This is a genomic window from Natronohydrobacter thiooxidans (assembly GCF_001884735.1).
Classification (GTDB): domain Bacteria; phylum Pseudomonadota; class Alphaproteobacteria; order Rhodobacterales; family Rhodobacteraceae; genus Roseinatronobacter; species Roseinatronobacter thiooxidans_A.
This window is the reverse complement of the sequence record NZ_MJAP01000002.1, coordinates 1-24,816: the sequence shown is the minus strand read 5'-3', so window position 1 is coordinate 24,816 and position 24,816 is coordinate 1. Positions and strand designations below refer to the sequence as shown.

The window sequence follows — 24,816 nt, the reverse complement described above, 5'->3', positions numbered from 1 at the left end:
GATCATGGTCAGCAACACCAAGGAAGTGGCTCTGGAACAGGCGATCCAGCGGCGCCTGACGGGCCTGACGACCGAGGAGCTGGCTGGCCAGCCCGCCCCCGAAGGCCATGGCCCGTTCCGCGTCGGCCTGCCCTCCGACTTCGACGCCGAATACGCGCTCGACACCCGGCTGTTCTGGGAGTTTCTGGAAACCACCCAAGGGAAAGAGCTGGCCAAGTTGAAGGCCCGCAATCCCGGCGACTGGCAGCGCAAGATCCTTGAACGCTTTGACCGGCTGATCAAGAAGAACGGCGTGCTGCACTTGCTGAAGAAGGGGCTGAACGTCGACGATGCCTTCTTCGCGCTGATGTACCCTGCGCCGCTGGCGAGCTCCGCGGCCAAAGTTCACGAAAACTTCGCCGCCAATATCTTAAGCGTGACCCGGCAGGTGCGCTATTCGCAGACCAACCCGGGCGAAGAGATCGACATGGTCCTTTTCGTCAACGGGCTGCCGCTGATCACCATCGAGCTGAAGAACGCCTGGACCGGCCAGACCGCCCGCTATCACGGGCAGAAGCAGTATCGCACTGGCCGCGACGCCACCCAGCCCCTGCTGCAATTCGGCCGCGCGCTGGTGCACATGGCCGTGGACACTGACGAAGTGTTCATGACCACGAAACTGGCCGGGCCCGCGACCTTCTTCCTGCCTTTCAACAAGGGCCATAACGAGGGCGAAGGCAACCCGCCCAACCCGAACGGCCACAAGACCGCGTATTTGTGGGAAGAGGTTTTCACGAAGGAGGGCCTTGCGGGCATCATCCAGCATTTCGTGCTACTCGAGGGCAAGGCGACCGACCCGCTCGCCAAGAAAACCCTCATCTTCCCGCGCTATCACCAGTTGGAGGTGGTGCGTCGATTGTTGACCCATGCGGCCACGACCGGCGTGGGGCACAGTTACCTGATCCAGCACTCGGCGGGTTCGGGCAAGTCGAACTCGATCACTTGGACAGCCTATCAGCTGATCGAGACGTATCCGGCCAAGGCAGGCATTCCGGGCGCCAAGGGGCTGGACCAGCCGCTGTTCGACAGCGTGATCGTGGTGACCGACCGACGGCTTCTGGACAAGCAGCTGCGCGAGAACATCAAGGACTTCTCCGAGGTCAAGAACATCGTCGCCCCGGCCATGCGGTCGGCTGATCTGAAATCGGCGCTGGAAAACGGCAAGAAGATCATCATCACCACGATCCAGAAGTTCCCCTTCATCATCGACGGGATTGCCGACCTGAGCGACAAGCGGTTCGCGGTCATCATAGACGAGGCGCATAGCGGCCAGAGCGGCCTTGCCCATGACAAGATGAACCAGGCCATGGGTGCTGGCGGTCAGGACCCGGACGAGGATGACCCGCAAGACCGGATCCTTGCCGCGATGCAGGCGCGCAAAATGCGTGGCAACGCGTCATATTTCGCCTTCACCGCCACGCCCAAGAACACGACGCTGGAGAAGTTCGGCGAGCGCCAGGCCGATGGCAGCTTCAAGCCCTTCCACCTCTACAGCATGAAGCAGGCCATCGAGGAGGGTTTCATCCTCAACATGTTGGCAAATTACACGACCTACAAAAGCTATTACGAAATCCAGAAGTCCATTGCCGATAACCCCCTGTTCGACACGAAGAAGGCCCAGAAGAAGCTGCGCGCCTATGTCGAGCGCAGCCAGCAGACGATCAACACCAAAGCCGAGATCATGCTCGACCATTTTGTCGAACAGGTGGTGACGCCCAAAAAGCTGCGCGGCAAGGCGAAGGGTATGATCGTTACGCAGAACATCGAGTCAGCCATTCGCTATTACAGGGCGGTGACCAAGCTGCTGGCGGAGCGAGGAAACCCGTTCAAGGCGCTGATCGCATTTTCGGGCGAGAAGACCGTGGACGGCGTTACCTACACCGAGGCCGAGATAAACGGGTTCGCGGAAGCGGACACGCGAGATCGATTTGAAGACGATGATTACCGGCTGCTGGTCGTCGCAAACAAGTATCTGACTGGGTTCGACCAGCCTAAGCTGACCACAATGTATGTAGACAAGAAGCTACAGCACGTGCTTGCGGTGCAAGCATTGTCGCGTCTGAACCGATCGGCGAACAAGCTAGGGAAGCGAACCGAAGATTTGTTCATCCTGGATTTCTTCAATGACGTGGAAGACATCAAGGCAGCCTTTGATCCATTCTACACCGTCACAACCCTTTCCTCAGCAACGGATGTCAATGTGCTGCACGAGCTGAAGGAATCGCTTGATCAGGTCGGTGTATACGAATGGCAAGAAGTCGAAGAGTTCGTCGCTCGTTATTTCGCGGGCGAAGATGCTCAGGCGCTGAGCCCCGTCATCGACATGGCCGCAGACCGTTTCAACAATCAGCTAGAGCTCACTGACAAGGACAAGATCGACCTTAAGATCAAGGCGCGGCAGTTCGTCAAGATTTATGGGCAGATGGCGGCAATCATGCCCTTCGAAGTTGTCGATTGGGAAAAGCTTTTCTGGTTCCTGAAATTTCTGGTTCCCAAGCTACAAATCAAAGACCCCGACCAGGACATGCTAGACGAATTACTGGAAGCAGTCGATCTTTCATCGTACGGTCTCGAGCGGACGAAACTGAACCATACTATTGGTCTTGACGCCTCAGGGTCTGAGCTTGATCCTCAAAACCCGAACCCTCGCGGATACCGTGACGGCGACCCAGTAAAGGACCCGCTAGACGAGATTATCCGCAGCTTCAATGAGCGATGGTTTCAAGGCTGGAGCGCAACGCCCGAAGAACAGCGGGTGAAATTCATTAATGTGGTGAACAGTATCCGGTCGCACCCCGACTATACCGAGAAATATGAGGCAAATACCGACCCTTACAACCGAGGATTGGCCCTCGAAAAAATGCTGCAGGATGTGATGCTGAAGCGCCGAAAAGAAGAGTTGGAGCTGTATAAGCTGTTTGCGTCCGACCCCGCTTTCAAATCTGCATGGAGTCAGAGCATTGAAAAGGTTCTGATGGAAAGAGTTTAGCTCTTGGTGTTTCTCCCGTTATCGTCATCCACCATTTCATCCGCAAAGCTACGCCCTTGCTGCACGCGCTTCCCCAGCGTCTCGAGGAAGCCCTCGAACCGCTCGCGGCCCTTGGCCTGGGCGCTGGCCTGGTCTTCGGGCGGGATCGGCGGTGTGCCTGTGAGCCAGAAGCGCACGAAGAGGGCCAATGTCTCGGTGGTGATGCGCTGGTCGCGTTCCAGCCGGGCGACCTGCCGCGACAGTCGGTCGAGCCTGCGGGTCAGGGCGGCTTCCTGCATGTCGGCGTGATCGGGCGACAGGAAGGACTCCACCACCGCCTCGACCACGGCCGAGCGGGTGACGCGCTTGCGGCTGGCGATCCTCCGTCCCATCCGGACAGGATCCGCTTTTTCATGGTAACCGGTCGGTTGTTACCGCGGTGATTGGGCCTTGATGCGGGCGACGAGTTCTGCGTCGTGGACGAAGTCGTCAAGGAATTCGTGCCAGCTTTCGGTTGTAATACGGGCATCCCTGAGCATGTCGGTCAGTTCTTCGATGCCGTCGTCGTTCAGTGCGGTAATGGCTTCGTCCGGGCCGGTATGGACGGTGACGATTGATCCGTAGGTCAGGTTGTCATCGTTCCAGACGATGGCCTCGAGAAGCTCCAGGTCTTCGTCCATCATCTTGGCGGCGTATTCGAGGGCGTAGATGTGGGTGATGGCAGCCATCAAGCGGCCTCTGCGTTTGGGACGGCGAGTGGCGACCAATTCCACGGGAGCAGTTCGTCGAGGCGATTGATCTTGTGATCGTGTATGCGGGCCAGGATGTCAGCCAGGTAGGCCTGTGGATCGAGGCCGTTCATCTTGGCGGTTTCGATCACTGTCATTGCCCGCGCGAGGGTCTCGGCGCCAGTGTCAGCCCCCGCGAATAACCAATTCTTTCTTCCGATTCCAATGGGTCTGAGCGCGCGTTCGGCAGGGTTATTGTCGATGGCTACCCTGCCGTCTTCGAGAAACAAACTGAATGCGGCGCGTCGGCTGAGGCCGTAGCGAAAGGCCTTGGCCAGATCGCCCTTGCCGGGGATCAGCGCCAGCTGGCTTTCAGCCCAGGCAAAGAAGGCGTCGACCCTCAAGGCGCTGTGTTTCTGGCGGGCAGCAAGTCGGATATCGGCGGGGTGACCGGTGATTTCGCGCTCGATGTCATAAAGCGCGCCGATACGGTCCAGCGCCTCGCGGGCGATGGCGGATTTGGTCTTGCTCCATCCGTCATGGAAATCTCGCCGCAGATGCGCCCAACACGCCGCCTCGCGCAGGCGCGGTGTCCCGTCAGGGTCAGGCTCGTAGAGTTTGGCATACCCTTTATACGCATCGGCTTGCAGGATGCCGCGCGTGTTGGCCAGGTGGCAATGAACGTGTTCTTCTTTCCAGTCCGGCGCAAAGGTGTAGACCGCGCCGGGCGGCGACGCGCCTGCCCACGGCCGCTGGTCGCGGATATAGGCCCAGATCCGGCCCTTCTTCACGCCCTTGCCCAGCCCTCTGTCGCGCAAGGATTTGTCCAGAACCCGGATCGGGGTGTCGTCGGCATGCAGCAGATCACTGGCCATGACATCCGCCTCGATCCGCTCGATCAGCGGTTGCAGCACCTTCATCGCCCGTCCGCACCAGTCGACCAGCGTGCTGTCGGGAATGTCGGCCCCCATGCGGGCGAAGATTTCAGCCAGGCGATACAGGGGAAGGTGGTCATCGTATTTCGAGACCAGAATGTAGGCCAGCAGCGCAGCGCTCGCCATGCTGCCGGGGATGGGTCTGCTGGGTGCTGGTTCCTGCACCATCTTCTCGCAGCGGTGGCAGGATTTCTTCAGGCGCGCGATCTGCAAGACCTTGAGTTGCGCCGCCACCAGATCCAGCATCTCGCTGACATCCTCGCCCACCAGACGCAGATCGCCACCGCAATCCGGGCAGCACGATCCGGGGTCATGCTCACGGCGCTCGCGTGGCGTGGTGTTAGACACACGGGGACGCCGACGGGGTTTGCGTTCAGTGGCATCTTTGTTGGCATCGGCAGACGCGTCATCTGCGGCATCATCGTCTGCGGGCGCAGCGGTGCTTTCAGCCGCTGCGATCAGCAGGTCTTCCAGTGCAAGTTCGAGCTGTTCGATCTCGCGCTCGACCTTCTCCGAGGACTTGTCGAAAGCCTGCTTCTTCAGTTTTGCGATGCGCAACCGCAGGGTCTGGATCAGCTGGTCATGGGCACGGATCGTCGCCGACATCCGCGCATTCTCCGCCTGCAAGGCAGCGATCATCGCCTTCAAAAGCGCAGGGTCTTCGGGCAGGATTGCGGCATCATTCGACATGCCGCTGACTACCATGAATCAGCAGGATATGCCATAAAAACAAGGCATTGCAGACAGATAAATCACCCCACGCGCGCCGGTGGCGCGCCCCAATCCGGCCTGCGCCAGTCGATACCTTCCCACAGCATGGCCAGTTGCGCGGAGGTCAGGCGTGCAGCCCCGGAGGAAGTGTTGGGCCAGGGAAAGCGCCCGCGCTGGAGCACCTTGTAATAAAGGCAAAATCCCTGCCCATCCCAATAAAGGAGCTTCAACCGGTCACCCTTGCGGCCCCGAAACGCAAACACCGCGCCGCCCGTTGGCTTCTGGCGCAACACGTCCTGCGCCAACGCCGCCAGGCCTGCGATCCCTTTGCGCATGTCTGTCGCGCCACAAGCCAGATAGACCCGAATACCGGTGCCCGGCCCGATCATGCGCCATCCACCGCGCGGATCAGACGCGTCAGCGCCTTCTCGTCAATGTCACTCTCGAACCGCAGCACGCGCCCCTTCGTCAGACGAAGCTCAATCCAGACAGCAGGCGCAGGATTGGTCATGGCGGGCAGATCCGAGATGGATGGCGCGTCAACCGGCAGAAACAGCGCCCCAGCATCCGGTGACCAGAGGCCCTTGCGCTTTAGCTCATGACGCCAGGCATAAATCTGCTGCCGGGTCACATCGTGGCGCTGCGCAACCTGTGTCACCGACGCGCCGCCCACACCGACCGAACTGACGATCGCCAGCTTCTTGTCATCGCCCCAATTCCGCCGCCGCTCGACCCCCAGAATTTCGCCCCGCATGACCCCTCCGCGCATAAGAGACGTCATTAACGACGTCGCTATGCACGTCTCTTAGGCCATCAGCCCGCCTCGCGGCAGGCGGTGACAACCGGTCGGTTACTTTTCATGAGCCTTTCTGCCTTCCCCTACTGCCCAACACGCCATGCGGAGAAGCCTCTGGCGCCGACAAGTTGCACCATCCTGCGAGAAGAAGACACCTCAGTGTCGCCGCCGCTGCAGGATCAGGGGGGGACGGTTTACCGTCGCCATACCCTGCTAGGGATAGCATTATTCGGAAAGAGGAAAGCGAAGATTTATTTTGGTTTTTTCAGGGTCATCAAAGACACTCGTCATGTAGCACGAGGATAACATCATGGCACTCAAACGGGAACATCTGAAAAATGCGAGGACGGCCCTCAAATCCATGTCAACGCGGCGCGAGAGGAAGTTGACCGCCTCGGATTTCGTCGCCGACCTGATCCAGGACATCCACGCAAAGATGACGGCTGGTTTCTCTCTGGAAGAGATCTGCGAGGAACTAAACAAGACCCTTCCGGACTTGGAGAAGCTCAACATGAACACGTTCAAAACATACGTCCGGAAAGCCCGGACCGAGGCCGGGATCGCGCCGACCAGGACATGGACGCGCCGGACCGCTCCAGCTGACCCCAAGATAAAGACCACAGCTATGAAGGGGAAAACAGAGGCACTGAAAGAGGATCGCGCATCGGATTTTCGCGATCAAGGAGGTGAACTGTGAAGCGTATTTTTTTCATCCATGGCGATAAAGGCGGCATCGGCAAGACCGAGGTGGCAAAGCGGATGGCCGCCGTGATGCTCCAGGCAAAACAGTGTGTCACCCTGATAGATGGCGACAACAAAAATCCCGGCCTTCACGCCGCGTTCAAAGAAAGCGGACTTGATGTCCACCAAATCAACGTCATGACGCGTGCCGGCCGCGACGCGCTCTTTGACGTCATTGCGGAAAGCCCGGGAGATGTCCTGATTGATCTGCCCGCGCGCGGCTCCGACGTCACCGCTAAACTGACCCAGGACGGCGCCTCGGAAGATGGGTTGAGCCTCGAATTGCTTCTGGCGGAGCTGGACGCCGAGCTGACCATCGTGTTCGTGATCGATCAGACCCGGCCACCGCTCGCGGCACTCCGTGATGAGTTGGCCGCGCTACCGGATGCCACGCGCTGGATCATCGTGCGCAACTGGCGCGAAGAACGCGACTTTGACTTGTTTGACAAAAGCCGTGTCAAAGCCGATCTCGACGAACGCGGGGCCCTCATTATCGACATGATCCGGCTTGATCCCCGTGTGAATGACATTCTTGAGAACAACGGACGGAACCTGATCACCGCGCAGTCTTCTGACAAGCTTTCGTTTGTGCAGAAGATGCGCGTGAAAGCGGCGGTCCGGTCCTGGTCGGAGCAAATGAAGATCGCAGGGCTGCTTGAATGACCGTGCTTCCGGAGGACCTGTTCACCCAGATTTACCGCCGCGCGCCGACGGAACAAGACCGCACCCGACTGACGGGGGTGAAGGCAGGGCTGGGTCTTTCCCCCCGCGACGAGCTTTGGCCGATGATCATGGTGCTCGATCATTACGACCAAACGATCAGGGCGGGCCGGTCGGCCACCGTGAAAGACGTCCAGCGCGTGCTTGACGAATTGCGCGCTGTCCCGGACCGCGCGGGGCCGATCGCCAGCGCAGCGGCCCAGAAGGCGGTTGCGCGGATCATTGAGGAGGCATCTGACAAGATCGCCCACGCCTCGATGCAGAAATCGATCACGACAGCGGACCGCATCTCCCGGCGGGAGCTCATCGTCGCAGCCATTGCCGGTGCCCTGCTCGCTGTCGGTCTCGCAGCTGCAGCAGGTTGGGGGATGTATCTGGTCCTCGAGGCGCGCGGCCTCTGTGCGGAGCCTCCCGGCGCGACGTTCGAAGGTGATATCGCGTGTATCGTCCAACGGTTGTGAGGGCTGATCTCCTTCTCCGCCCGATGGCGTCGGCAGGATCAGCTGCGGGCGTTAGGGGGGAAGGTGCCCGTTAGGACTTTTCAGGGAGGGGGCATAAAATAGAAAGAGGGTTGAATTGAGGCTTGGGAAGGCATGGCACGGGCAGGCGACGGGAAAAAAAGGTCCGATAGCCGTAAACGGCACAACCTCCTTCAGAAGCGGGTGAATGATGCCGAACTGGCCGGTTTCATCGCACGGGCGCGTAAGGCCGGGTTCCAAGACCACCGCGAATATCACGACGCCTTGATTTCTGGCGATGTCGGGTTCGATCGCCGCCAGCGCTGTGATCTCCTTCGCATCCTTGGCGAGCTGGGAAAACAGGGCTCGAACCTCAACCAGCTCGCCCATGCCGTAAATTCTGGGCGCATCACCGCATTGTCTGCCGATGATTTGCGCGTGATCCATGAGGCGCGCACCGCAGTTGAGAACGCCGCTGCGCAGATCCGGGTGCAGCTGGCATGATCGGCGAGGCCATCAAGAAGGAAGGGGAGAAGGGCTCTGGTGGGGGGGCGGACGCCTTCAAGCCCGGGGTAACGTATGTATGCGGCAAGGCCGCCCGGATCGAGCTGCGCAACATCGCCTCGTCCAGATGGCAGGATGCGGCCGAGGTTATGCGACTCACATCAGAACTGAACAGCCGTGTCCAGAAGCCGTACTACCACCTGGTTCTCAGCTGGCATGAGCTAGAGCAGCCGAACGATGACCAGATGGTTGAGGCCGCCGACCACATGATCCGCAGCCTTGGGCTGGTAGAGCATCAGATCGTCATCGGCACGCATCACGACACGAAGCGGCGGCATATTCACCTGGTCTGCAACACGGTTCACCCCGTCACTGGAAAGGTCTGGTCGAAATCGAACGATCATCTTCGGATCGAGAAGGCTTGCCGCGAGATTGAGCTAGCACAAGGCTGGTCACATGACCGGGGTCGGTTCGAGTTTGATGTGTCCGCAAACGGCACGGTCGAGCTGAAGCCCAGCCCGGCGGCTTGGAACAAAAAGAAGTCGGACCGAGACGCTGGAAAGAGACCAAAAGCGTCCGGTGCGCGCAAGTTTGAAAAATCGAGCGGAATCGAGACATTCGAACATGGCATCCCCGCCGCCCTGAAGGCCCGGTTTGCAGAGACCGTTGGCTGTGCACAGGGCTGGCAGGGCCTTCACGCCGAGCTCGCGGCACTTGGACTGCGCTATTACAAGGCAGGGTCCGGCGCGCGGATCGGTATTCTGGGAAGCGACGAATTCGCAAAAGCCTCGGCGTTCGGATCGAAGTATTCCATCAGGAAGATGGAGGCATGCCTTGGGGCGTATGAAGATCCGGGCAGCGCATATGTCAATGATCTCAAAGAGGATCACAAGGATATTGAAAGCATATCTGGCGTGGTCTGGGAGGGGGATCAAAAAGCGACCGCCGCGTCGGTGTTCAAGCTGACGCTCTTGCGCCGTATCTACTGCGACCTTCATCTAGATCCCGCCGTCTCTGAAGCGATCCGCTTTGTGGATCTGCAGGATGTGCCCCCTCAGATCACGTTCCGGAACAATACAACGCTGGTCGATCATGGCGACCGTCTGTCGGCATCACGCAATACCAGAGAGACGCGTGCGGCCATGATCGCGATCGCGAAGGCCAAGGGTTGGTCATCTGTGAAGTTCACCGGTTCACCTGAGTTCGTGCGTCTTGCGTCTCTCGAGGCAGCCCGTGCGGGTCTGCCCGTGCATGGTGCCCCAGAGGAAATTCAGGCGCAGTGTGATACGATTCTGCAACGGCTGGAGCGCCAGCAGCGCCGGATCCAAGCTCAGGCCCGGGCGGGTCAAAAAGCGGCTCACGAGGCAATTGCAGACCGAGATCAGGCGATCCGGGGGAATGACGCGGAGCGGGCTTCGGCATTAGCCGAGGTTGACTTCCGGACTGCCGAGGCCAGAGCCGTGATAGAGGCCATCGGCTCTGGGCGCGATCCCGTCCGGACAGCCCTTCGGACCGTGGCGCGCGCAGAAGAGAAGCGGATCAAAGAAGAGTTGCCGGATCGCCGGACCGTCTCGACCCCGCAATCCGCCCCGGACGCAGATCGCAGAACCGGCAGCACAGATCGTTGGGTCGCAAGGGCGGTCAAGGAGAACGATCATCACGAACTGGACCGGATGCGTGCAGTCCACATCGATGAAATCGCGGCTCGCTGTGGCTGGTCCCATGACCGCAAACACAAGGACGGACATAACGACCAGCAGGGTCGGGATCGTCGCACCTATGTGCGCGGCGCTGAGACGATCAAGGCAACGCGGAAAGGGGCGGTCTGGGTCTGGACGAATAACAAGACCGGCGAGAGCGGATCGGTTATCGACCTTTGGTTGTCAGACAATTCGGGATCAACGCTGGGCGATGCGCGCAAAGCGTTCCGTGAGATGATGGGCGCCGGCACACCGACACCGGCGCCCACGGCAACGCCGGGCCGGGATGACAGTCTGCGAGACCACACGGAGGCCCGGCGCAGGTGGGAGGAGGCCCTCTATATCGATGATCAGCGGACCTATGCCGAAGACCGGGGCATCTCGAAATCAACCCTCCAACGCTTCCGGAAAGATGTCCGTTGCGGCGCGTTTGGCGGCATTTATTTCGCGCACCGCAACCCCGAGACTGGCGATATTCAGGGGTTTGAACAGCGATGGGAGAAGGACGGTGAGAAAAATACGGCGCGCTTTGCCAAGGGCGGCCTGAAGACCGTGTCGGTCCTCGGCAATCCGGCCACGGCCACACGCATGGTGATCCTTGAAGGTGGCCTCGACGCCCTCGCGTGCGCGGAACTCGAGGCCCGAGAAGACACGATCTACGTCAGCACGGGCGGTGGATTTGGGCCGAAGACGGTGGCGGCCCTCTTCAAGCTCGCTGAGGGCCGGCAGGTGTTGTCAGGCTTCGACAATGACGCGGCAGGGGTTGCCCTTCATAGGCAGCTCACCGAGTTCTTGCCAAGAGCTACTCGTCTTGCACCGCCGTCACGGGTTGAGGGAGCAGAAAAGTCCTGCAAGGACTGGCTCGATGTTCTCAACGCATCGAAGGTTACGCCATGGCCCGCCATACCGCCGACCAGTCCCGGGTCTGCAGTTGACGGCGCGCGCGAATCTGGGCGGTCAATACCGGCGCCGCGCGGGTGTACTTCGGGTTCTGAAACGGAAGCACCTTCTGAAACTTCGCCCACGGCACGGCCTGTGGATGAACCCGGGACGCCAGAATTTGGGTGACATGAATACCGCTAGGGCTACCAGATTGTAGCTACGGCGGCGATCCTGTCCTTCCGCTGCTGGCTTCGATGGTAAGCGTTGCAAGTGACCCCTATTCGTAAGCGTATTCTGCGCCCCACCTTCCGGCTGTCACGGTAATTGGCTCATTGGACCATGGTGATTGTTGGAATGGATTTTCTCCATGGAGACTACATTGGAGCTTCTCCCGGCTGGCGGCCGTGGCCGTCGGAACCGGAAGTGGCCGGATGAGGTGAAAGCGCGGATCGTTGCGGAGACGCTGATGCCGGGCGTGACGGTGAACGCGGTTGCGCGGCGGCACGGTGTGCTTGCGAACCATGTGTCATCTTGGCGGACGCTGGCGCGGAAGGGGCGGCTGGTGCTGCCGGCGCCGGAGGATCCGGTGGAGTTCGCGGCGCTGATGCTCGGCCCTGCGGAGGATGCACCGCGCGCCGATGTCGGTGGCGCGGCCCGACCGGAGATCGTCGCAGGCGCGGTGGTGATCCGTCTGGAGGCCGGGGCCTCTGCGGAGCGGATTGCGTCGGTCGTGCGCGCCTTGGCGGCGGGATCATGATTTTTCCGTCCAACCGGGTGCGGATCATGGTGGCGACGAAACCCGTCGACTTCCGCAAGGGTCATGATGGCCTGGCTGCGCTGGTGTCGTCGGTGCTGCGCAAGGATCCGTTCACGGGCACGGTGTTTGTGTTCCGCTCGCGCCGGGCGGACCGGCTGAAGCTGCTCTATTGGGACGGCACGAGTTTGGTGATGGCCTACAAGCGGCTGGAGGATGCGCGCTTCACCTGGCCCGCCATCAAGGACGGGATCATGGCGCTCAACCATGCCCAGTTCGAGGCGCTGTTTGCCGGGCTGGACTGGCGCCGCGTCAAGGCGCTGGAGACACGCCCACCAGCTGCGGCAGAATGAATCAGCCGTTTGATTTTGCATGTTTTTGCCCGAGATTTTTGATAAAAATCGGGCATGTCCGCCGCCTCCGCCCTTGACCTTTCCGCCATTCCCGACGCGCAGCGCGCGGCGGTTCAGGCGTTGCTGGAAGAGGTGGCGGCCCTCAAGGACATCACCAAACGCCAGGAGCATCTGATCGCCGAACTGAACCATGCGCTGCATGGCAAACGGTCGGAAAAGCTGTCTGAGGATGAGCGGCAGCTGGCCTTTGAGGACCTGTCCATCGCCCTGGCCGAAGTCGAGGCAGACAAGGAAACGCGGGCCGCCAAAGCGGGCGACGGGACGACCAAGCCTGCGCGGCAGCGCACGATCGGCAACCTGCCAGCTGCGCTGCCGCGTATCGAAGAGATCATCGAACCCGACAGCCTGATCTGTCCCTGCGGCTGCGGCGTCATGCACAAGATCGGCGAAGACCGCTCGGAGCGGCTGGACATCGTGCCTGCCCAGTTGCGCGTGATTGTCACCGTGCGCCCGAAATATGCCTGCCGGTCCTGCACCGATGGGGTGACCCAAGCGCCTGCGCGCCCGCATCTGATCATGGGCGGTCTGCCGACCGAGGCGACCCTCGCCCATGTGCTGGTCAGCAAATATGCCGATCACCTGCCGTTATATCGCCAAAGCCAGATCCTGGCACGGGCGGGGCTTGATCTGCACCGCGCGGTGCTGGCCGACTGGGTGGGCAAGGCTGCGTTCCATCTGAAGCCAGTGGTCGACCGGCTGGCCACCCTCCTGAAACAGTCCGGCAAGCTGTTCATGGACGAAACGACGGCCCCGGTGCTGGACCCGGGGCGTGGGACGACAAAGACCGGATATCTCTGGGCACTGGCCCGCGATGACCGGCCCTGGGGCGGCGAGGACCCGCCCGGCGTGGTCTACTTCTACGCCCCCGGCCGTGCGGGCGAGAATGCCGAAACCTTCCTGACCGGCTTCGATGGCCTCCTGCAGATAGACGGTTACACCGGTTACAACCGGCTGACCAAACCCTCGCGCAAGGGCGGCGCACCCATTCGGGTAGCCCATTGCTGGGCGCATGCAAGGCGCAAGCTGAAGGAAGTCTTCGACCGCGACGGATCAGAGATCGCCGCCGAGGGTCTGCGCCGCATCGCCGAGTTTTATGCCGTCGAGGCCGATATCCGTGGCGTCTCGCCCGGCCAGCGTCTGTCCGCCCGCCAAGCCCGCACCGCGCCGCTGGTCGCTGCCTTTGGCGACTGGCTCCAGGCGCAACGCCGCAAGATCTCCACCAAATCACGCCTGGGCGAAAAGCTGACCTACATCCATAACCACTGGGATGGGCTGCGAACCTTCCTGACCGACGGCCGGATCGAGATCGACAGCAACAGGGTCGAAAACCTGATCCGCCCCATCGCCCTCAATCGCAAGAACGCACTCTTCGCCGGCCATGACGAAGGTGGCATCGCGTGGGGCCGCATCGCTTCGCTGATCGAAACCTGCAAGATCAACGGCGTCGAGCCCTTCGCTTATCTGAAGGCCACCCTCACGGCGATTGCCAATGGCCACCCTCAAAGCGACATCGATGAACTGCTGCCGTGGAGCTTCAAGCCGTCAAGCTAAGCCTGCAGTGGGGGCCAGCGACCGCTTACCCCTATTCTGATGTCTGCCGACGTCGACATACAGGGCGTATAATGGCGCTGCGCGCCATAGAAGAAACGCGACTCGCATGCACTTGCTGGGAATTTTGTGCTTTTGTATAAGAAACTGTGCCAGTACCCACTATCGTCTAAGTCGGAACTTGGATAAGCGGTTTGAGCGCAACACAATTCAAGATATCAGAGTATATGGTGGTTTGGCCCGCCATTTCAAGCGTGACAACAAGCGCAAAGTTGACAGCCTGATCGAGATCGTCCGCTTCACGCTGCACATCAATCTCAAAAAACGATGTTCCCGCGATGGCCGCAGCGCGATCTCCATCCCAATGACGATGAACAACGGTGCCTTTGTGGGCCTGCTTCGGATCTGGCTGTACCTTCGCTGCTCGCACTCCTGCTGCACCGAGTTGGCTCGGCTCCAATATTTTCATTCTTACAGCACGATAAGCGACGGCACCTGGCTTAGGTGGAGAAAACCAAGCCAGTGTGGCGCGAATCCCGTGCGGCAGCGCTTTGCCGGACATGGTGGCTGGCCAAGGTATCCTAAATCGTTGGCCACTATCCGCATTGAGTGCACCAACTGCCCAAAGCGTAGCACGGTCGTCAGCGCAGTTGATGATCATCTCGGGATCGTAGGCACCATAGCCGAGATAGCGACGAACATTGTCCTTTTGCCGATAATGCTGCCTATTATCTGAAGGACCTAAGATCTCAACAATCATGTCGCGGGCATGTGTCCACCTAGAACCGTGGATCAGAAGAGCTTTCAGAAGCGCAGCGCGTTGACCACTCGGCAGTTGTCCAAAATCTGGATAGGCGATTTCGAGCGCTTCGTGCGCGCGAGCCGCAACGCCGGTTACGAGCGCGGCGGAGATACTTGTACCTATCGAGCGTGCGGCAATATCGGTGCTTAGCGATGTTGCTGATGGGGGCGCAGCAACGGCAACGCCGCCGAACGCCGCCGCATTTGTTGTCAACGGTCGCAGCTGATGCCCGCCATTGGATGGCGCGAGCCGTACATGATGTTTGCCGCCCGGCGCAAGGATATCGGGTTTGATCGCTCCGTTGAAGCCAGGGCCCAAACCACTTGAAATCGAGCAAAGACCTGTCTCGGCCCAAACGTCGAATATGTCAGCGGGAAGGCTACGCGAATAAGTGAAGTGATCTGAATGATGCGCTCCAACGGTGATAGCGTTTATTGCCTCTGCCGGCGCAAGAATACGGCGCATAGCTAGCTGAGATGCGCTCGCGCGTAATGCGACACGCGCTCTTTCTCCCGAAGCCAGCGCTTCAAATGCTGTAGCATTCATGCCCATTGTTTCGAGAGGCTTGTCATGATTTCCGGCGCTGATGACAAACAAGATGCCGTATTTGCTCGACAGGAAATCTACGACACGCGCCCATCCTGACATTCGGTTGTAGAAAGGCTTGTTTATGTCCCCCAGCGACGCATTTACGATTAATACATGAGGAGCGATCGGATCTGGCCCTTCTCGCATCCGGGCAACGGCTATTTCGAACATGTCGGCGGGTAGCAGATCAGGGAAGCTCTCTGGCACGCCAGCGGCACCGCCTGCATACAGCATGTTGACGAAGTGGATTGGTCTTTCGAGCGAACGTGCCCAAGGAAGATTCAAATCCCCATGAATGACGGCCGAAGCCATTGCTGTGCCATGCTCACGTAAGCCAACCGCGAGCGGTTCAAGATCAAAGGGATCGTCAACATTCAGCGCGCCATTGAGGCGGGGATGTGCGGCCAATGGAACGGCGTCAAATATCGCGGCTATCGGATCGCCACGCCACTCCTCGGGCTCCATATATTCGGGAGCGACAGCCATTTCTTCTTGAGCAATCGTCTGGAACACGCTTTGTGGGCGAATTTGTAGTACTGCTTCGCTGCCGGCGATACTTTCTGGGTCATGCTCAAGAGCGGCCAGTAGCGCGTTCGCTGGGATATCTGCGAGAAGGGCATGATATGCAGCCCCCGAAATGCGAGATCGTGCAATAACTCTACCGCCGAGCTGAGTGATCTTTGTACGAACGCGCGCCTCGGGCACATCGCCATCGCGCCGAAAAACCAACTCAATCTCAACACGAACGGTTGCGGTGCCAGATGCGACCTCCGCTTCAAGTACCTCATGATCACCGGGTGCGATCCGGTCTTGCGGCCCCCACGGCCGAACATCTCGCAGCTGAGCAAGCATTGTCTTCCAAGTACTGAAGCCGGGCGGCACCGTTTGGTTTTCTTGCCAGCCCCGCCAAAGGGACTCTATGTTCTTCAAAGCCCCTTCGGATGGGACCATCAAATATACTGTTGGTTTGGCATCTTCGGCGTCCTCCTCAAGATCTTCGGATCCCAAGAACTCAAGCCCATCAATGAGACGCACTGCCCTTTCGAACTTATAGACGCCGCCAGTTAGCTCGAAGACGAGCAGACGCTCGGGTGCTAAAGCGTTGGGGTCAGCGCGAATTTGTAAGGCGGTTTCACTCGCGGCAAGCTGATCTCGTAGACGGCTTAATTTGCGACCGGCAGGAGTCGCGAGCTGCTGATCAGGAGAAAGTCTACGCGGTATGGGCGGTCGTGTTCCTGTTTGTCTTGGAATTCTTGTTGGCGCGTCGAGGCGCAGCAGTGGTTGTTTCGGTGAGGTCGCCATTCACATCCGGCCTTATTCGGGTTTTCCAAAGCTTGAGTTCTTGGCTGAGAATTGCCTTCAAGGCTTCGTCACCTTGGGAAAGGATGTGGCGCCGCCTGACATTCTGACAAAACTCAAACACTTCTGCAAAGCTAATGGAGCCCAGCTGGGAAGCGACCGACTTGGCTGTCATGCCCGGTGCCTCTGGCCAAATCTGGAAAAATCGATCAATTAAAACACCTCTCGCTTCAGCCGAAGGAGAGGGCATGTCGATACGAAACTGAAAGCGCCGCCATACTGCTCGATCTAGAAGCTCAGCATGGTTGGTGGCGGCAACGACTATAACGTAGCTCGGCAGCTGATCGAGTTGCATAAGCAAAAACGAAACAACGCGCTTAATTTCACCGGTTTCATGAACGTCGCCACGCTCTTTGCCGACTGCATCAAATTCGTCGAAAAACAATACGCATGGCATCGTACGAGCGTACTCGAAGAGCCTTGAAAGTCGGGCATTGGTCTCGCCCAAATAAGCGCCGACCAATGCATCATATCGAACTGTCAAAAGCGGCACGGCGACAGCTTCAGCGATAGCTTCCGCGAGCGAGGTCTTCCCGTTACCCGGTGGCCCTGACAGAAGAACGCGATGACGCGGCTGCATGCCCTGTGTACGCAGGAGGTCAGCTCGCCGCTGCTCCTCGACGAGTTGTTGCGACAACTGGCTGGCTGGTAGCGTCAGAATCAGCTCGTCTAATGTTACGCGTGGGTCAGTCTCAATAACAAAATCTCGCCCAAGAGAGTTTGGGCGGCGAAGCTCGCTAGAGGCGGTTACTGGGACGGATTGAAGAGCACGGTGCAGTCTATCTGCCAAAGTATTGTGCTTCTTTGCTCGCTCTTCGGCGACAATTGCTTCTACGGTAGAAGTCAGAGTTGATCGATCGCCCGAAGCGCCGGCCTTAACCAGAGACACCAGAAGATCGCTTCTCGCCATTTTTTTTGCTGCCTTACGTTCTCTTTAAACGTCTAGCACAACAGGCTCCGTCTGTGAATCCCCCTTCCTCCTCTTGACGTCACGCAGCTTAACCTGCCCGGCTTGAGCCGGGCAGGTTCGTGATTTTCTGTCGGCTCTAAGGGAACTATTCGATCCCGAAGCGCCCTTTCGGACAGTTCCACGGTAGCAGCATATCATACTGTGACCGGGGCAAGCCGTTGGCCATCTGCCCGAACACCCAGTTCAGATAGGTATAGGGTTCGACGCCATTCATCCGGCAGGTCGCCATCAGGCTGGCCATGACAGACCAGTTGCGACCACCGACCGGCGATCCTGCGAACAGCGCGTTCTTCCGCAGCATCGCGATGGGCCGGATCGTGTTTTCGACCGGATTGCTGTCGATCTCGACGCGGCCATCGGTCAGAAACACGGTGAGGCCGCTGAACAGCTTCAGCGTGTATTTGCTGGCGTCCCCGAGCGTGTACTTCATCGCGATCTGGCCGGAGAAGGTCTCAAGTGTCTGAAGCAAGTGTGCAATCCTCGGTGCAGTATTGACCTGGCGTACTGCAAGGCGGGCTTCAGCCAGTTGCCCCTTCAGACGTGCTTCGATCTCATACATCTCGTTGATCATGACCTGCCCCCAGTCGTCCCTCATTCATAACGAGTGGCCTTGGTTCCCTGTGGCCCGACCCAGTCCGGGTTTCCCCTTTTGACTCTCGCAAAGCCTGCAACCTGTCAGGTCACCTCTGGGCAACCATCGTCAATCCATTTTTGGATCAGCCGCCTAAGGAACTCCGGCCTGCCCGGTTCGTCAGGTAGTGCGGCCCGAGCGTGGTCTATCGCCACCACATAGGGGCGTGGAAGGCGCAGCATGATCGCTTCCGTGTCTTTTTTCGGAGGTGCCACAAAAAATCTCCATTTTGATATTGATATCACGTTCTAGCAAGCTTATACTAATATCAGTATCACAATGAAGTTCGAGTGGAAGCAGAAACTCTGACCTTTCTGCCCCACTCTAATCACCGGACCTGAATAGGAGGCCCAATGACTATTTCAACCTTTACCACCATTCCCGCTCCGACCGAAAGCGCCGTTTCGCGGGCATTCACGATCTTGCTGCATCGCCTGTCGGACCTTGTCCGCCTTGAGGGCAGAATGGCCCCGAGGGAGTGCGCCGAGGCCCACGAAGATCGCACCAATGATCTGACCCGTGCGCGCGCCGCTGTGCTCGCTGCCGCGCAGGACACGCTTGAGACGCCCGCTGAACACCCTCTCGACGGCCCGCTTAACAGGCTCGCGACCCTCGCTGAACTGCAGATGACACTTCACTGTCTGGATGAACTCACGATTCTCTATAATCGGGTTATGGAGCATCACGATCTGTTTGAGATTACGGGTACAGGCGCAATGGATCGGCGCGTGCGAGGTTTGCAGCAGGTGTTTTTCAAACAGTATACTGCTTTGGTGCAAGGCTCGCAGATCGCTGCCAAGAATCCTGACACCGGTCACATCGAGGCGCGCGAAGCGATACCGGCATGACGCTTCCTTAGGCGACCAGCATCTACACGGGGCAGCCTTCTGTCCCGGCCACACCTATCCCATATCCGGAGGCTATCATGCCCCTTCAGCCGTTTCTTCCGGGCCTGTCGGCGCCCGCAACCCCGTCAAGAGCGTCGCATATGTCGGCCAGCTTGCTGCACTATCCTGATGTCAGTTCTGGTGTTCTGTGCGAGAACGCCAAAACCTTGGGCCATGCCTCTGAGCTGCTTGTTGACAGCGTTTTCGCGCGACTGGGCATTCCCGTTGCAAGCTTCGCTGAACATTCCCCCTTCGACCGTATGATCTGGATCGGGTCCAACTGTCTGCGAGTGCAGGTCAAGGGGCGGCATCGCATGACCGATGGCGGGTATCATTTCGACATTAAGCGCGGCTATCAGCGCGGGCCCAATGGCACGCGCGAGTATGACCGGGGTGATTTCGACGTGTTAGCTCTGGTGGGCCTGCCCCATGATATCGTGAAGTTCACTGCCAGCTGGTCGAAATCGCATGTGATCCGGGGCCATGAGATTCCCGGGCTGCGCAACAGGCCCGGGGCTTCGCTCCAGCAAGCGCTTGATGCTCTGGGTCTGTCAGGAACCACCCCCGCAGACTGCGCGATCTGACCGAGCTCCCAATTCCAACCAAATGACACCTGACCCCGCTCTGGGGTCTGGACGCTCCCCTATTGCTTTCCAGAAAGGCCAACCTATGCCCAAACACACATCTTTGTCGGGCTCTCCCCGCACACAGCAGATCATGACGGACCAGACGCATGATCTTGATGCATCCACGACCGATGCGCGGCCCTTCCGGCCCGATACCACTCCCTCCAGCCCTTGTACTGAAGCGGACTGGAAGAGTTTCGCCGCTGACATTTTGGATAAACTGCTTGCAGGCGGGCATGAGCGCTGGTCGCACAGGATTATTCCGGGTGCCATGCCACTTAAGCCCTCCACGCCCAAGAGCCCCGCCCCCCGCAAAAAAATGAGTGGGCCGGATCGCAGTGGCTGGCACGACGCTGACGATATCGACTCGATGCTTGATGAGATTGCGACCGAAGATTTCGGCCCGCTCCTGCCGCCAAGTACCAAACGAGAAGACACCACCCCGCGCAGGTATCTGCCGCAAGCGGCGGCGGCCATCGTCGCGGCACAACTCGCGCGTCAGTTCAAGAGCGCGACTGAGCTGCGCCACGCGCTTTGCGTCCCCGGTGCGGTCATCCATCTCGCGACAAGCGCACCCGAGCTTGAAGACATCACGTTCAAGGCTCTCGAAGTCCTGATTGAATCGGAGGGCCCTTGCGCTTCGCTCAGCACGCCTCGGCTCTTCTGTCTGGACGATGCCATGGCCTCGGCATCGAAATCAAAACCCGAGGTCCTCGGCGCATTTGATGCTGGATTTCGGAATAGTCTGATCGAGAGCCAGACGATCATCGTGCTCGCGCCCAAGCATCAGCCCTTACCGCCTGCTCTCTCAGCGCTCATCACGCACCGGATTGCGCTGCCGGAGATTGATGCCGCGATGCTGCCGGAGATCCTCGCGCAGCTTTTCCCGGATACAGCGCCTGTGACCCTGGATGAAGATGATCTGGCCATCATGAACGCGAGCCCGGAAGCGCTCACTCTCTGCGCACGGGCCGACAGTCCCGAGATGGCCCTGGCACAGCTCCGGGCGCGCAGCGAACGCGTGGTCGCGGATGGTCCCGGGCTCATTGATTTCCCGCTCGCTCCAGACGTGCGCGCGCCCCTCGATCAGTTGATCGCGGATATGCAGGATTGGGGCGTCGGCAAGATCGGCTGGTCTGATGTGCAACGGGGGCTCCTGTTCGTTGGTCCGCCAGGCTGCGGCAAGACGGAAATTCCACGCCTTATTGCGCGCTCTGTCGATATTCCGGTGCTGCCGGGCTCGATGGCAGCCTGGCAGGCAGACGGAAGTCGCGCGTCCGAGATTTGTCGCGTGATGCGCCAGTTCTTTAACAAGGCGCGAGCTATGGCCCCGTGTGTCCTGTTCATCGATGAGCTCGACACATTCGGCGATCGCGCGCGGCCTCATGATCAGAACAGCACCTGGACTGACATGGTGATCGGGGCGCTGCTTGAATGTCTCGATGGGTTCAATGAGCTCGAAGGGGTGGTTGTCATCGCTGCGACAAATCACCTGTACAAGATCGATGCAGCCCTGCGCCGTCCGGGTCGATTTGATCGGTTGGTGTCGATTGAACATCCCAGTCTCGAGCTGTTACCGCAGGCGTTCCGCTGGCATTTGCGCGATGACTTGGACGGGGTCGATCTGACCGAAGCTGCGATGGCCGCCGCGGGTATGAGCGGCGCGGAGATCGCCGCGACAGTCCGGGAGGCAAGGGCCATCGCGCGGCGGCGCAAGACCCCATTGACGCTGGGTGACCTCATGACCGCCATTCGCAACCGTCGCCCGCGGGTTGATGCCGCGCTGCATTGGCGGATCGCAGTCCACGAATGTGGTCACGCTATCTCGGGCCATCTCGTCGGTCGGGCCATTCCGAAACTTTTGACGATCAACGGGGTCGGCGGCGATGCAACAATGCTGCGGCGTTCATGCGCGGGCACGAAGGCGGATTACGAGAATGACCTGATCCTGCTCCTGGCGGGCCGGGCCGCCGAGCGCCTTGTACTTCGAGAACCGTCCGGCGGTTCCGGAGGGGATGAACGCTCTGATCTCGCGCAAGCCACCACCATCGCGACTGCGATTGAGACGAGTTATGGCCTGGGGGCGAGTGGCACGGTCTGGCAGGCTTCGCCTGAACAGGCCGTCGAGCGGCTGCGGTTCGACGGCCCCCTGCGTGACCGGGTGCAGGCCCATCTCCAGAAGGCCGAGGCGGAGGCCACCCGGATTCTGAAGGACAACAGGACGCTTCTGGAAGCCATGGCGAAGACCCTCTCCGCGCAAGGCGTTCTGACAGGCCAGCCCCTCCGGGACTACCTTGATCAGCTCCGGGAGGCGCCTTCCGTTGCCACCTCATCAGATGAGCCGTCACAGCCATCTCTCATCAAAAAAACGGTCGCAGATCAGGACAACATGAACGTGAGTTGATGGTATTAATGGCAACCCGCGCTGACGAGGCGCGAGGAGCGCATCCCCCCCTTTCTGGGTGCAGCCGAAGCGGACGCAAAGAGGGGACACGCCCCGAAGTTCACTTCACCGCGCTTGAAGGGGTCTGCCCGGGCATTTCCCGGGCATCGCAATTCCGGAATCGCAAACGCAGCAGAGGAGGCCATCGCGTGCGCAGAGGACGCTGAACCCCGCGACCTAGAACTCCTCGTCCATTTCGCTCTGCAGCTCTTGCCATCAACGGTCGGCTTATGCCGTTGCAGCCGGAGACTGGTAGGCGCCGCTTCGGGCCAACACGGCGCAGACGGTCCGCACCATCTTGCTCGCGAGCGCCACGCCGCAACAGCAGTCCACGCAGGTGCCCGGCCCCTGCCCCGACCCGGAACCAGCCGCATTTGTCAAGTTGCACCCGGTCGATTGTTGTGGAGAACAGCGCGATATCGACAGATTCATGTGGACAGAGCAAAGCGCAACCCATTGTATTGCTTCTGTTTTGTCCACATAAAAATGCGTTTGCGAGGTATTCAGACGGTACGCAGCACGCAACTTCTGGTAAAGTGATGACATAACCCGCCGGGATCAAAGAACGCAGACATCCCCCGGCTCCATGTCAGAAACACCGCCTGCCAGAGCCCACTCCGGCAGGCCCGCCGAGAGGTACCGCGTATGCGCGAACAGAGAAGTTATGCCGATTGGCGACAGCGGAGTGGAAGCTTCCGGACATTCACATATGCGGGGCGCAGATATGGCGCCGCGTAAACACAACAAACCGCCCTGCCCGAACACCCCGGGGCTTAAGGACCACAAAACTGTTGCCCAACTCGCGCGAAGCCGCACAGTGGTGTCGCCTCATCCGGGTCTAATCGCCCTAGTACAAATTATGGCACGCGCGCAAGCAAGGACAGAAATTTCGAAGGAACCACCCCATGATGACTGACGCCCTTTATTCGTCCGGCCTGCGCGCCGCGATCTACACCCGCTATTCCTCTGATATGCAGTCTGCAGCCTCAACCGTGGATCAAATCCGCATCTGCCGCAAGCTTTGCGAGGCACGCGGCTGGAAGATTGTCGACATCTTCTCTGATGAGGCCCTGTCAGGCGCAACCCATCAGCGTCCTGGGTTTCAGCAGATGCAGCAGAGAGCGATGGCGGGCGAATTTGATGTGCTTGTTGCGGAAGCACTGGACCGCCTCTCACGCGATCAGGAACACATCGCGGGGCTGCATAAACGGATGCAGTATCTCGGTATCGGTATCGTCACCAAGTCCGAGGGAGAAATTTCAGAAATGCATGTGGGTCTGGGCGGGACGATGTCTGCGCTATTCCTGCGCAATCTGGCCGAGAAGACCCATCGTGGTCTTGAGGGGCGCATCAAGGAAGGCAAGTCGGCCGGTGGGATCAGCTATGGCTACGGGGTGGACCGTCATCTGCTGCCAGATGGCACGCTCACCACTGGTGATAGAGCAATCGACCCGGAGGAAGCCGCAATCGTGCGCCGGATCTTTACAGAATATGACCAAGGGCGCTCTGCGCGCACCATTGCGAAGGGGCTGAACAATGACGGCGTCCCGTCCCCGCGCGCGGGTGGGAAGGGCACCGGCACATGGTCTTTCTCTACAATTTCGGGAAACTGGAAGCGCGGCACAGGCATTCTGAACAACGAGCTTTATGTCGGACGGCTTATCTGGAACCGCCAGCGCTTTGTAAAGGATCCTGATACGGGCAAGCGTCAGGCCCGAGCAAACCCGACCGATCAATGGAACATCGAGGAAGTTCCGCATCTGCGCATCATCAATGATGACCTGTGGGACCGCGTCAAACGTCGCCAAGGCGCGATCCGAGAGAGTATCGTGAGCGCGCGCGATGCCACTGCTGAAACCGGCGCGCCGCGGGCCGAGCGCGGCAAACGCCCGATTTATTTGTTTTCTGGGGTGTTGAAATGCGGGTGCTGTGGGTCGAATTACATCATGATCAGCGCAACGCGCTACGGTTGCTCTGCAGCACGTAACAAGGGCACCTGCAACAATCGCAAGACGATCTTGCGCAAAGATCTCGAAACCCGCATCCTTTCAGGCCTCCGCGACAAGCTGATGCATCCGGATCTGGTGCGCGAATTCATCGATGAATATCGACGCGCGCTGCGCGAAGCCGATGCACAGGATACCACCGCGCGCGAAAACCACAGGCGGCGGCTGGAAGCCTTGGACAAAGAGATCAGCAATATGATTGATGCCATCGCAAAAGGCATGTTCCAGGACAGCATGAAGGTGCGCATGGACGCGCTGGAGGCCGAGCGCAAGGATCTGGAGGCTCGGATTGCAGCTTTGCCAGACCCATCACCTGTGACGCTGCACCCCTGCCTTTCGGATGTCTATGCGCGCAAGGTTGCCGATCTTAGCGCGGCACTGGATCAGGACGGCACCCGAGCCCAGGCGGCAGACGTGCTGCGCGGACTGGTGGATCGGATCGCGATGATCCCGGACCCGGACGCGCCAAACGGGCATGTGATTGAGCTTTATGGGGAATTGGGCGCGATCATCGCGCTATGTGGTGGGGAAGGAGGTACAAATGCCAACGCCCACCGTGAAGGTGGGCGTGTTGGGCAAGTAACGATGGTTGCGGGGACAGGATTTG

General features: G+C 59.5%; 21 protein-coding genes. 13 read left to right on the top strand and 8 right to left on the bottom strand.

Going from position 1 to position 24,816, the window contains the following annotated elements; genetic code table 11:
- The first annotated feature begins 4 nt into the window (after positions 1-4).
- The gene (locus BG457_RS01285) at positions 5-3,028 is read left to right on the top strand and encodes a type I restriction endonuclease subunit R (protein WP_071795148.1); all 3,024 of its coding nucleotides are present in this window, start codon (positions 5-7) and stop codon (positions 3,026-3,028) included.
- Here BG457_RS01285 and BG457_RS01280 read toward each other — a convergent pair.
- The 5 genes from BG457_RS01280 to tnpA (BG457_RS01260) form a co-directional block, all read right to left on the bottom strand.
- The gene (locus BG457_RS01280; protein WP_071795147.1) at positions 3,025-3,399 is read right to left on the bottom strand and encodes a CopG family transcriptional regulator; all 375 of its coding nucleotides are present in this window, start codon (positions 3,397-3,399) and stop codon (positions 3,025-3,027) included. The two genes, BG457_RS01285 and BG457_RS01280, sit on opposite strands and share 4 nt — an antisense overlap.
- Before the next feature lie 39 nt (positions 3,400-3,438).
- Positions 3,439-3,735 (bottom strand): hypothetical protein, encoded by a 297-nt coding sequence (locus BG457_RS01275; RefSeq protein ID WP_071795146.1) that lies wholly within the window; start codon positions 3,733-3,735, stop codon positions 3,439-3,441.
- Positions 3,735-5,360, bottom strand: a complete 1,626-nt coding sequence (tnpC, locus tag BG457_RS01270; RefSeq protein ID WP_071795145.1) for an IS66 family transposase — start codon at positions 5,358-5,360, stop codon at positions 3,735-3,737. The genes BG457_RS01275 and tnpC (BG457_RS01270) overlap by 1 nt, the downstream gene beginning before the upstream one ends.
- A 62-nt stretch (positions 5,361-5,422) precedes the next feature.
- Positions 5,423-5,770 (bottom strand): IS66 family insertion sequence element accessory protein TnpB, encoded by a 348-nt coding sequence (gene tnpB, locus BG457_RS01265; protein ID WP_071795144.1) that lies wholly within the window; start codon positions 5,768-5,770, stop codon positions 5,423-5,425.
- Positions 5,767-6,135, bottom strand: coding sequence for an IS66-like element accessory protein TnpA (gene tnpA / locus BG457_RS01260; RefSeq protein ID WP_071795143.1), 369 nt, complete (start codon positions 6,133-6,135; stop codon positions 5,767-5,769). Before tnpA (BG457_RS01260) ends, tnpB (BG457_RS01265) begins: the two co-directional genes overlap by 4 nt.
- Before the next feature lie 352 nt (positions 6,136-6,487).
- Here tnpA (BG457_RS01260) and BG457_RS01255 point away from each other — a divergent pair, with 352 nt between their 5' ends.
- The 8 genes from BG457_RS01255 (at position 6,488) to tnpC (BG457_RS01225) (ending at position 13,900) form a co-directional block, all read left to right on the top strand.
- Complete coding sequence (locus BG457_RS01255) at positions 6,488-6,874, top strand: hypothetical protein (RefSeq protein ID WP_071795142.1); 387 nt, start codon at positions 6,488-6,490, stop codon at positions 6,872-6,874.
- A complete protein-coding gene (locus tag BG457_RS01250) occupies positions 6,871-7,581 on the top strand; it encodes a P-loop NTPase family protein (protein WP_071795141.1) in 711 nt (236 codons plus the stop codon). Before BG457_RS01255 ends, BG457_RS01250 begins: the two co-directional genes overlap by 4 nt.
- On the top strand, positions 7,578-8,099 hold the full coding sequence (locus BG457_RS01245) for a hypothetical protein (protein WP_071795140.1): 522 nt from the start codon (positions 7,578-7,580) through the stop codon (positions 8,097-8,099). Before BG457_RS01250 ends, BG457_RS01245 begins: the two co-directional genes overlap by 4 nt.
- A 132-nt stretch (positions 8,100-8,231) precedes the next feature.
- Positions 8,232-8,600 (top strand): plasmid mobilization relaxosome protein MobC, encoded by a 369-nt coding sequence (locus tag BG457_RS01240; RefSeq protein WP_139257489.1) that lies wholly within the window; start codon positions 8,232-8,234, stop codon positions 8,598-8,600.
- A complete protein-coding gene (locus tag BG457_RS01235) occupies positions 8,597-11,368 on the top strand; it encodes a relaxase/mobilization nuclease domain-containing protein (RefSeq protein ID WP_071795138.1) in 2,772 nt (923 codons plus the stop codon). Before BG457_RS01240 ends, BG457_RS01235 begins: the two co-directional genes overlap by 4 nt.
- Positions 11,369-11,549: 181 nt before the next feature.
- Entirely contained in the window at positions 11,550-11,939 is a 390-nt protein-coding gene (gene tnpA / locus BG457_RS20625) for an IS66-like element accessory protein TnpA (protein ID WP_084657380.1), read from the top strand.
- Positions 11,936-12,289 (top strand): IS66 family insertion sequence element accessory protein TnpB, encoded by a 354-nt coding sequence (gene tnpB, locus BG457_RS19600; protein ID WP_084657378.1) that lies wholly within the window; start codon positions 11,936-11,938, stop codon positions 12,287-12,289. The genes tnpA (BG457_RS20625) and tnpB (BG457_RS19600) overlap by 4 nt, the downstream gene beginning before the upstream one ends.
- A 54-nt stretch (positions 12,290-12,343) precedes the next feature.
- Positions 12,344-13,900 (top strand): IS66 family transposase, encoded by a 1,557-nt coding sequence (gene tnpC, locus BG457_RS01225; protein WP_071795137.1) that lies wholly within the window; start codon positions 12,344-12,346, stop codon positions 13,898-13,900.
- Between the two features lie 166 nt (positions 13,901-14,066).
- On the opposite strand, the gene BG457_RS01220 is transcribed toward tnpC (BG457_RS01225), so the two are convergent.
- From BG457_RS01220 to BG457_RS01210, 3 genes are all read right to left on the bottom strand, one after another.
- The gene (locus BG457_RS01220) at positions 14,067-16,589 is read right to left on the bottom strand and encodes a S8 family peptidase (protein WP_084657376.1); all 2,523 of its coding nucleotides are present in this window, start codon (positions 16,587-16,589) and stop codon (positions 14,067-14,069) included.
- Entirely contained in the window at positions 16,498-17,556 is a 1,059-nt protein-coding gene (locus BG457_RS01215; protein ID WP_071795136.1) for an AAA family ATPase, read from the bottom strand. Before BG457_RS01215 ends, BG457_RS01220 begins: the two co-directional genes overlap by 92 nt.
- Positions 17,557-17,701: 145 nt before the next feature.
- Positions 17,702-18,187: an IS66 family transposase gene (locus BG457_RS01210; protein WP_071795135.1), complete on the bottom strand. Its 486-nt coding sequence runs from the start codon at positions 18,185-18,187 to the stop codon at positions 17,702-17,704.
- Positions 18,188-18,600: 413 nt separating this feature from the next.
- Here BG457_RS01210 and BG457_RS01205 point away from each other — a divergent pair, with 413 nt between their 5' ends.
- From BG457_RS01205 to BG457_RS01190, 4 genes are all read left to right on the top strand, one after another.
- Positions 18,601-19,095, top strand: coding sequence for a hypothetical protein (locus tag BG457_RS01205; protein ID WP_071795134.1), 495 nt, complete (start codon positions 18,601-18,603; stop codon positions 19,093-19,095).
- Positions 19,096-19,235: 140 nt separating this feature from the next.
- Positions 19,236-19,718 (top strand): hypothetical protein, encoded by a 483-nt coding sequence (locus BG457_RS01200; protein WP_071795133.1) that lies wholly within the window; start codon positions 19,236-19,238, stop codon positions 19,716-19,718.
- 133 nt (positions 19,719-19,851) lie between these two features.
- Positions 19,852-22,164: an AAA family ATPase gene (locus BG457_RS01195; RefSeq protein WP_071795132.1), complete on the top strand. Its 2,313-nt coding sequence runs from the start codon at positions 19,852-19,854 to the stop codon at positions 22,162-22,164.
- A gap of 944 nt (positions 22,165-23,108) precedes the next feature.
- On the top strand, positions 23,109-24,816 hold a 1,708-nt coding region (locus BG457_RS01190; RefSeq protein ID WP_071795131.1), incomplete at its 3' end, for a recombinase family protein.

What these genes read in the sequence shown, in the direction of transcription:
- BG457_RS01210 (WP_071795135.1), bottom strand. Translation starts at nt 18,187, where the DNA reads ATGATCAACGAGATGTATGAGATCGAAGCACGTCTGAAGGGGCAACTG.
- BG457_RS01280 (WP_071795147.1), bottom strand. Translation starts at nt 3,399, where the DNA reads ATGGGACGGAGGATCGCCAGCCGCAAGCGCGTCACCCGCTCGGCCGTG.
- tnpA (WP_084657380.1), top strand. Translation starts at nt 11,550, where the DNA reads ATGGAGACTACATTGGAGCTTCTCCCGGCTGGCGGCCGTGGCCGTCGG.
- tnpC (WP_071795145.1), bottom strand. Translation starts at nt 5,360, where the DNA reads ATGTCGAATGATGCCGCAATCCTGCCCGAAGACCCTGCGCTTTTGAAG.
- BG457_RS01285 (WP_071795148.1), top strand. Translation starts at nt 5, where the DNA reads ATGGTCAGCAACACCAAGGAAGTGGCTCTGGAACAGGCGATCCAGCGG.
- tnpC (WP_071795137.1), top strand. Translation starts at nt 12,344, where the DNA reads ATGTCCGCCGCCTCCGCCCTTGACCTTTCCGCCATTCCCGACGCGCAG.
- BG457_RS01245 (WP_071795140.1), top strand. Translation starts at nt 7,578, where the DNA reads ATGACCGTGCTTCCGGAGGACCTGTTCACCCAGATTTACCGCCGCGCG.
- BG457_RS01205 (WP_071795134.1), top strand. Translation starts at nt 18,601, where the DNA reads ATGACTATTTCAACCTTTACCACCATTCCCGCTCCGACCGAAAGCGCC.
- BG457_RS01235 (WP_071795138.1), top strand. Translation starts at nt 8,597, where the DNA reads ATGATCGGCGAGGCCATCAAGAAGGAAGGGGAGAAGGGCTCTGGTGGG.
- BG457_RS01255 (WP_071795142.1), top strand. Translation starts at nt 6,488, where the DNA reads ATGGCACTCAAACGGGAACATCTGAAAAATGCGAGGACGGCCCTCAAA.
- BG457_RS01215 (WP_071795136.1), bottom strand. Translation starts at nt 17,556, where the DNA reads ATGGCGAGAAGCGATCTTCTGGTGTCTCTGGTTAAGGCCGGCGCTTCG.
- BG457_RS01195 (WP_071795132.1), top strand. Translation starts at nt 19,852, where the DNA reads ATGACGGACCAGACGCATGATCTTGATGCATCCACGACCGATGCGCGG.
- BG457_RS01200 (WP_071795133.1), top strand. Translation starts at nt 19,236, where the DNA reads ATGTCGGCCAGCTTGCTGCACTATCCTGATGTCAGTTCTGGTGTTCTG.
- BG457_RS01275 (WP_071795146.1), bottom strand. Translation starts at nt 3,735, where the DNA reads ATGGCTGCCATCACCCACATCTACGCCCTCGAATACGCCGCCAAGATG.
- BG457_RS01220 (WP_084657376.1), bottom strand. Translation starts at nt 16,589, where the DNA reads ATGGCGACCTCACCGAAACAACCACTGCTGCGCCTCGACGCGCCAACA.
- tnpB (WP_084657378.1), top strand. Translation starts at nt 11,936, where the DNA reads ATGATTTTTCCGTCCAACCGGGTGCGGATCATGGTGGCGACGAAACCC.
- BG457_RS01240 (WP_139257489.1), top strand. Translation starts at nt 8,232, where the DNA reads ATGGCACGGGCAGGCGACGGGAAAAAAAGGTCCGATAGCCGTAAACGG.
- tnpB (WP_071795144.1), bottom strand. Translation starts at nt 5,770, where the DNA reads ATGATCGGGCCGGGCACCGGTATTCGGGTCTATCTGGCTTGTGGCGCG.
- tnpA (WP_071795143.1), bottom strand. Translation starts at nt 6,135, where the DNA reads ATGCGGGGCGAAATTCTGGGGGTCGAGCGGCGGCGGAATTGGGGCGAT.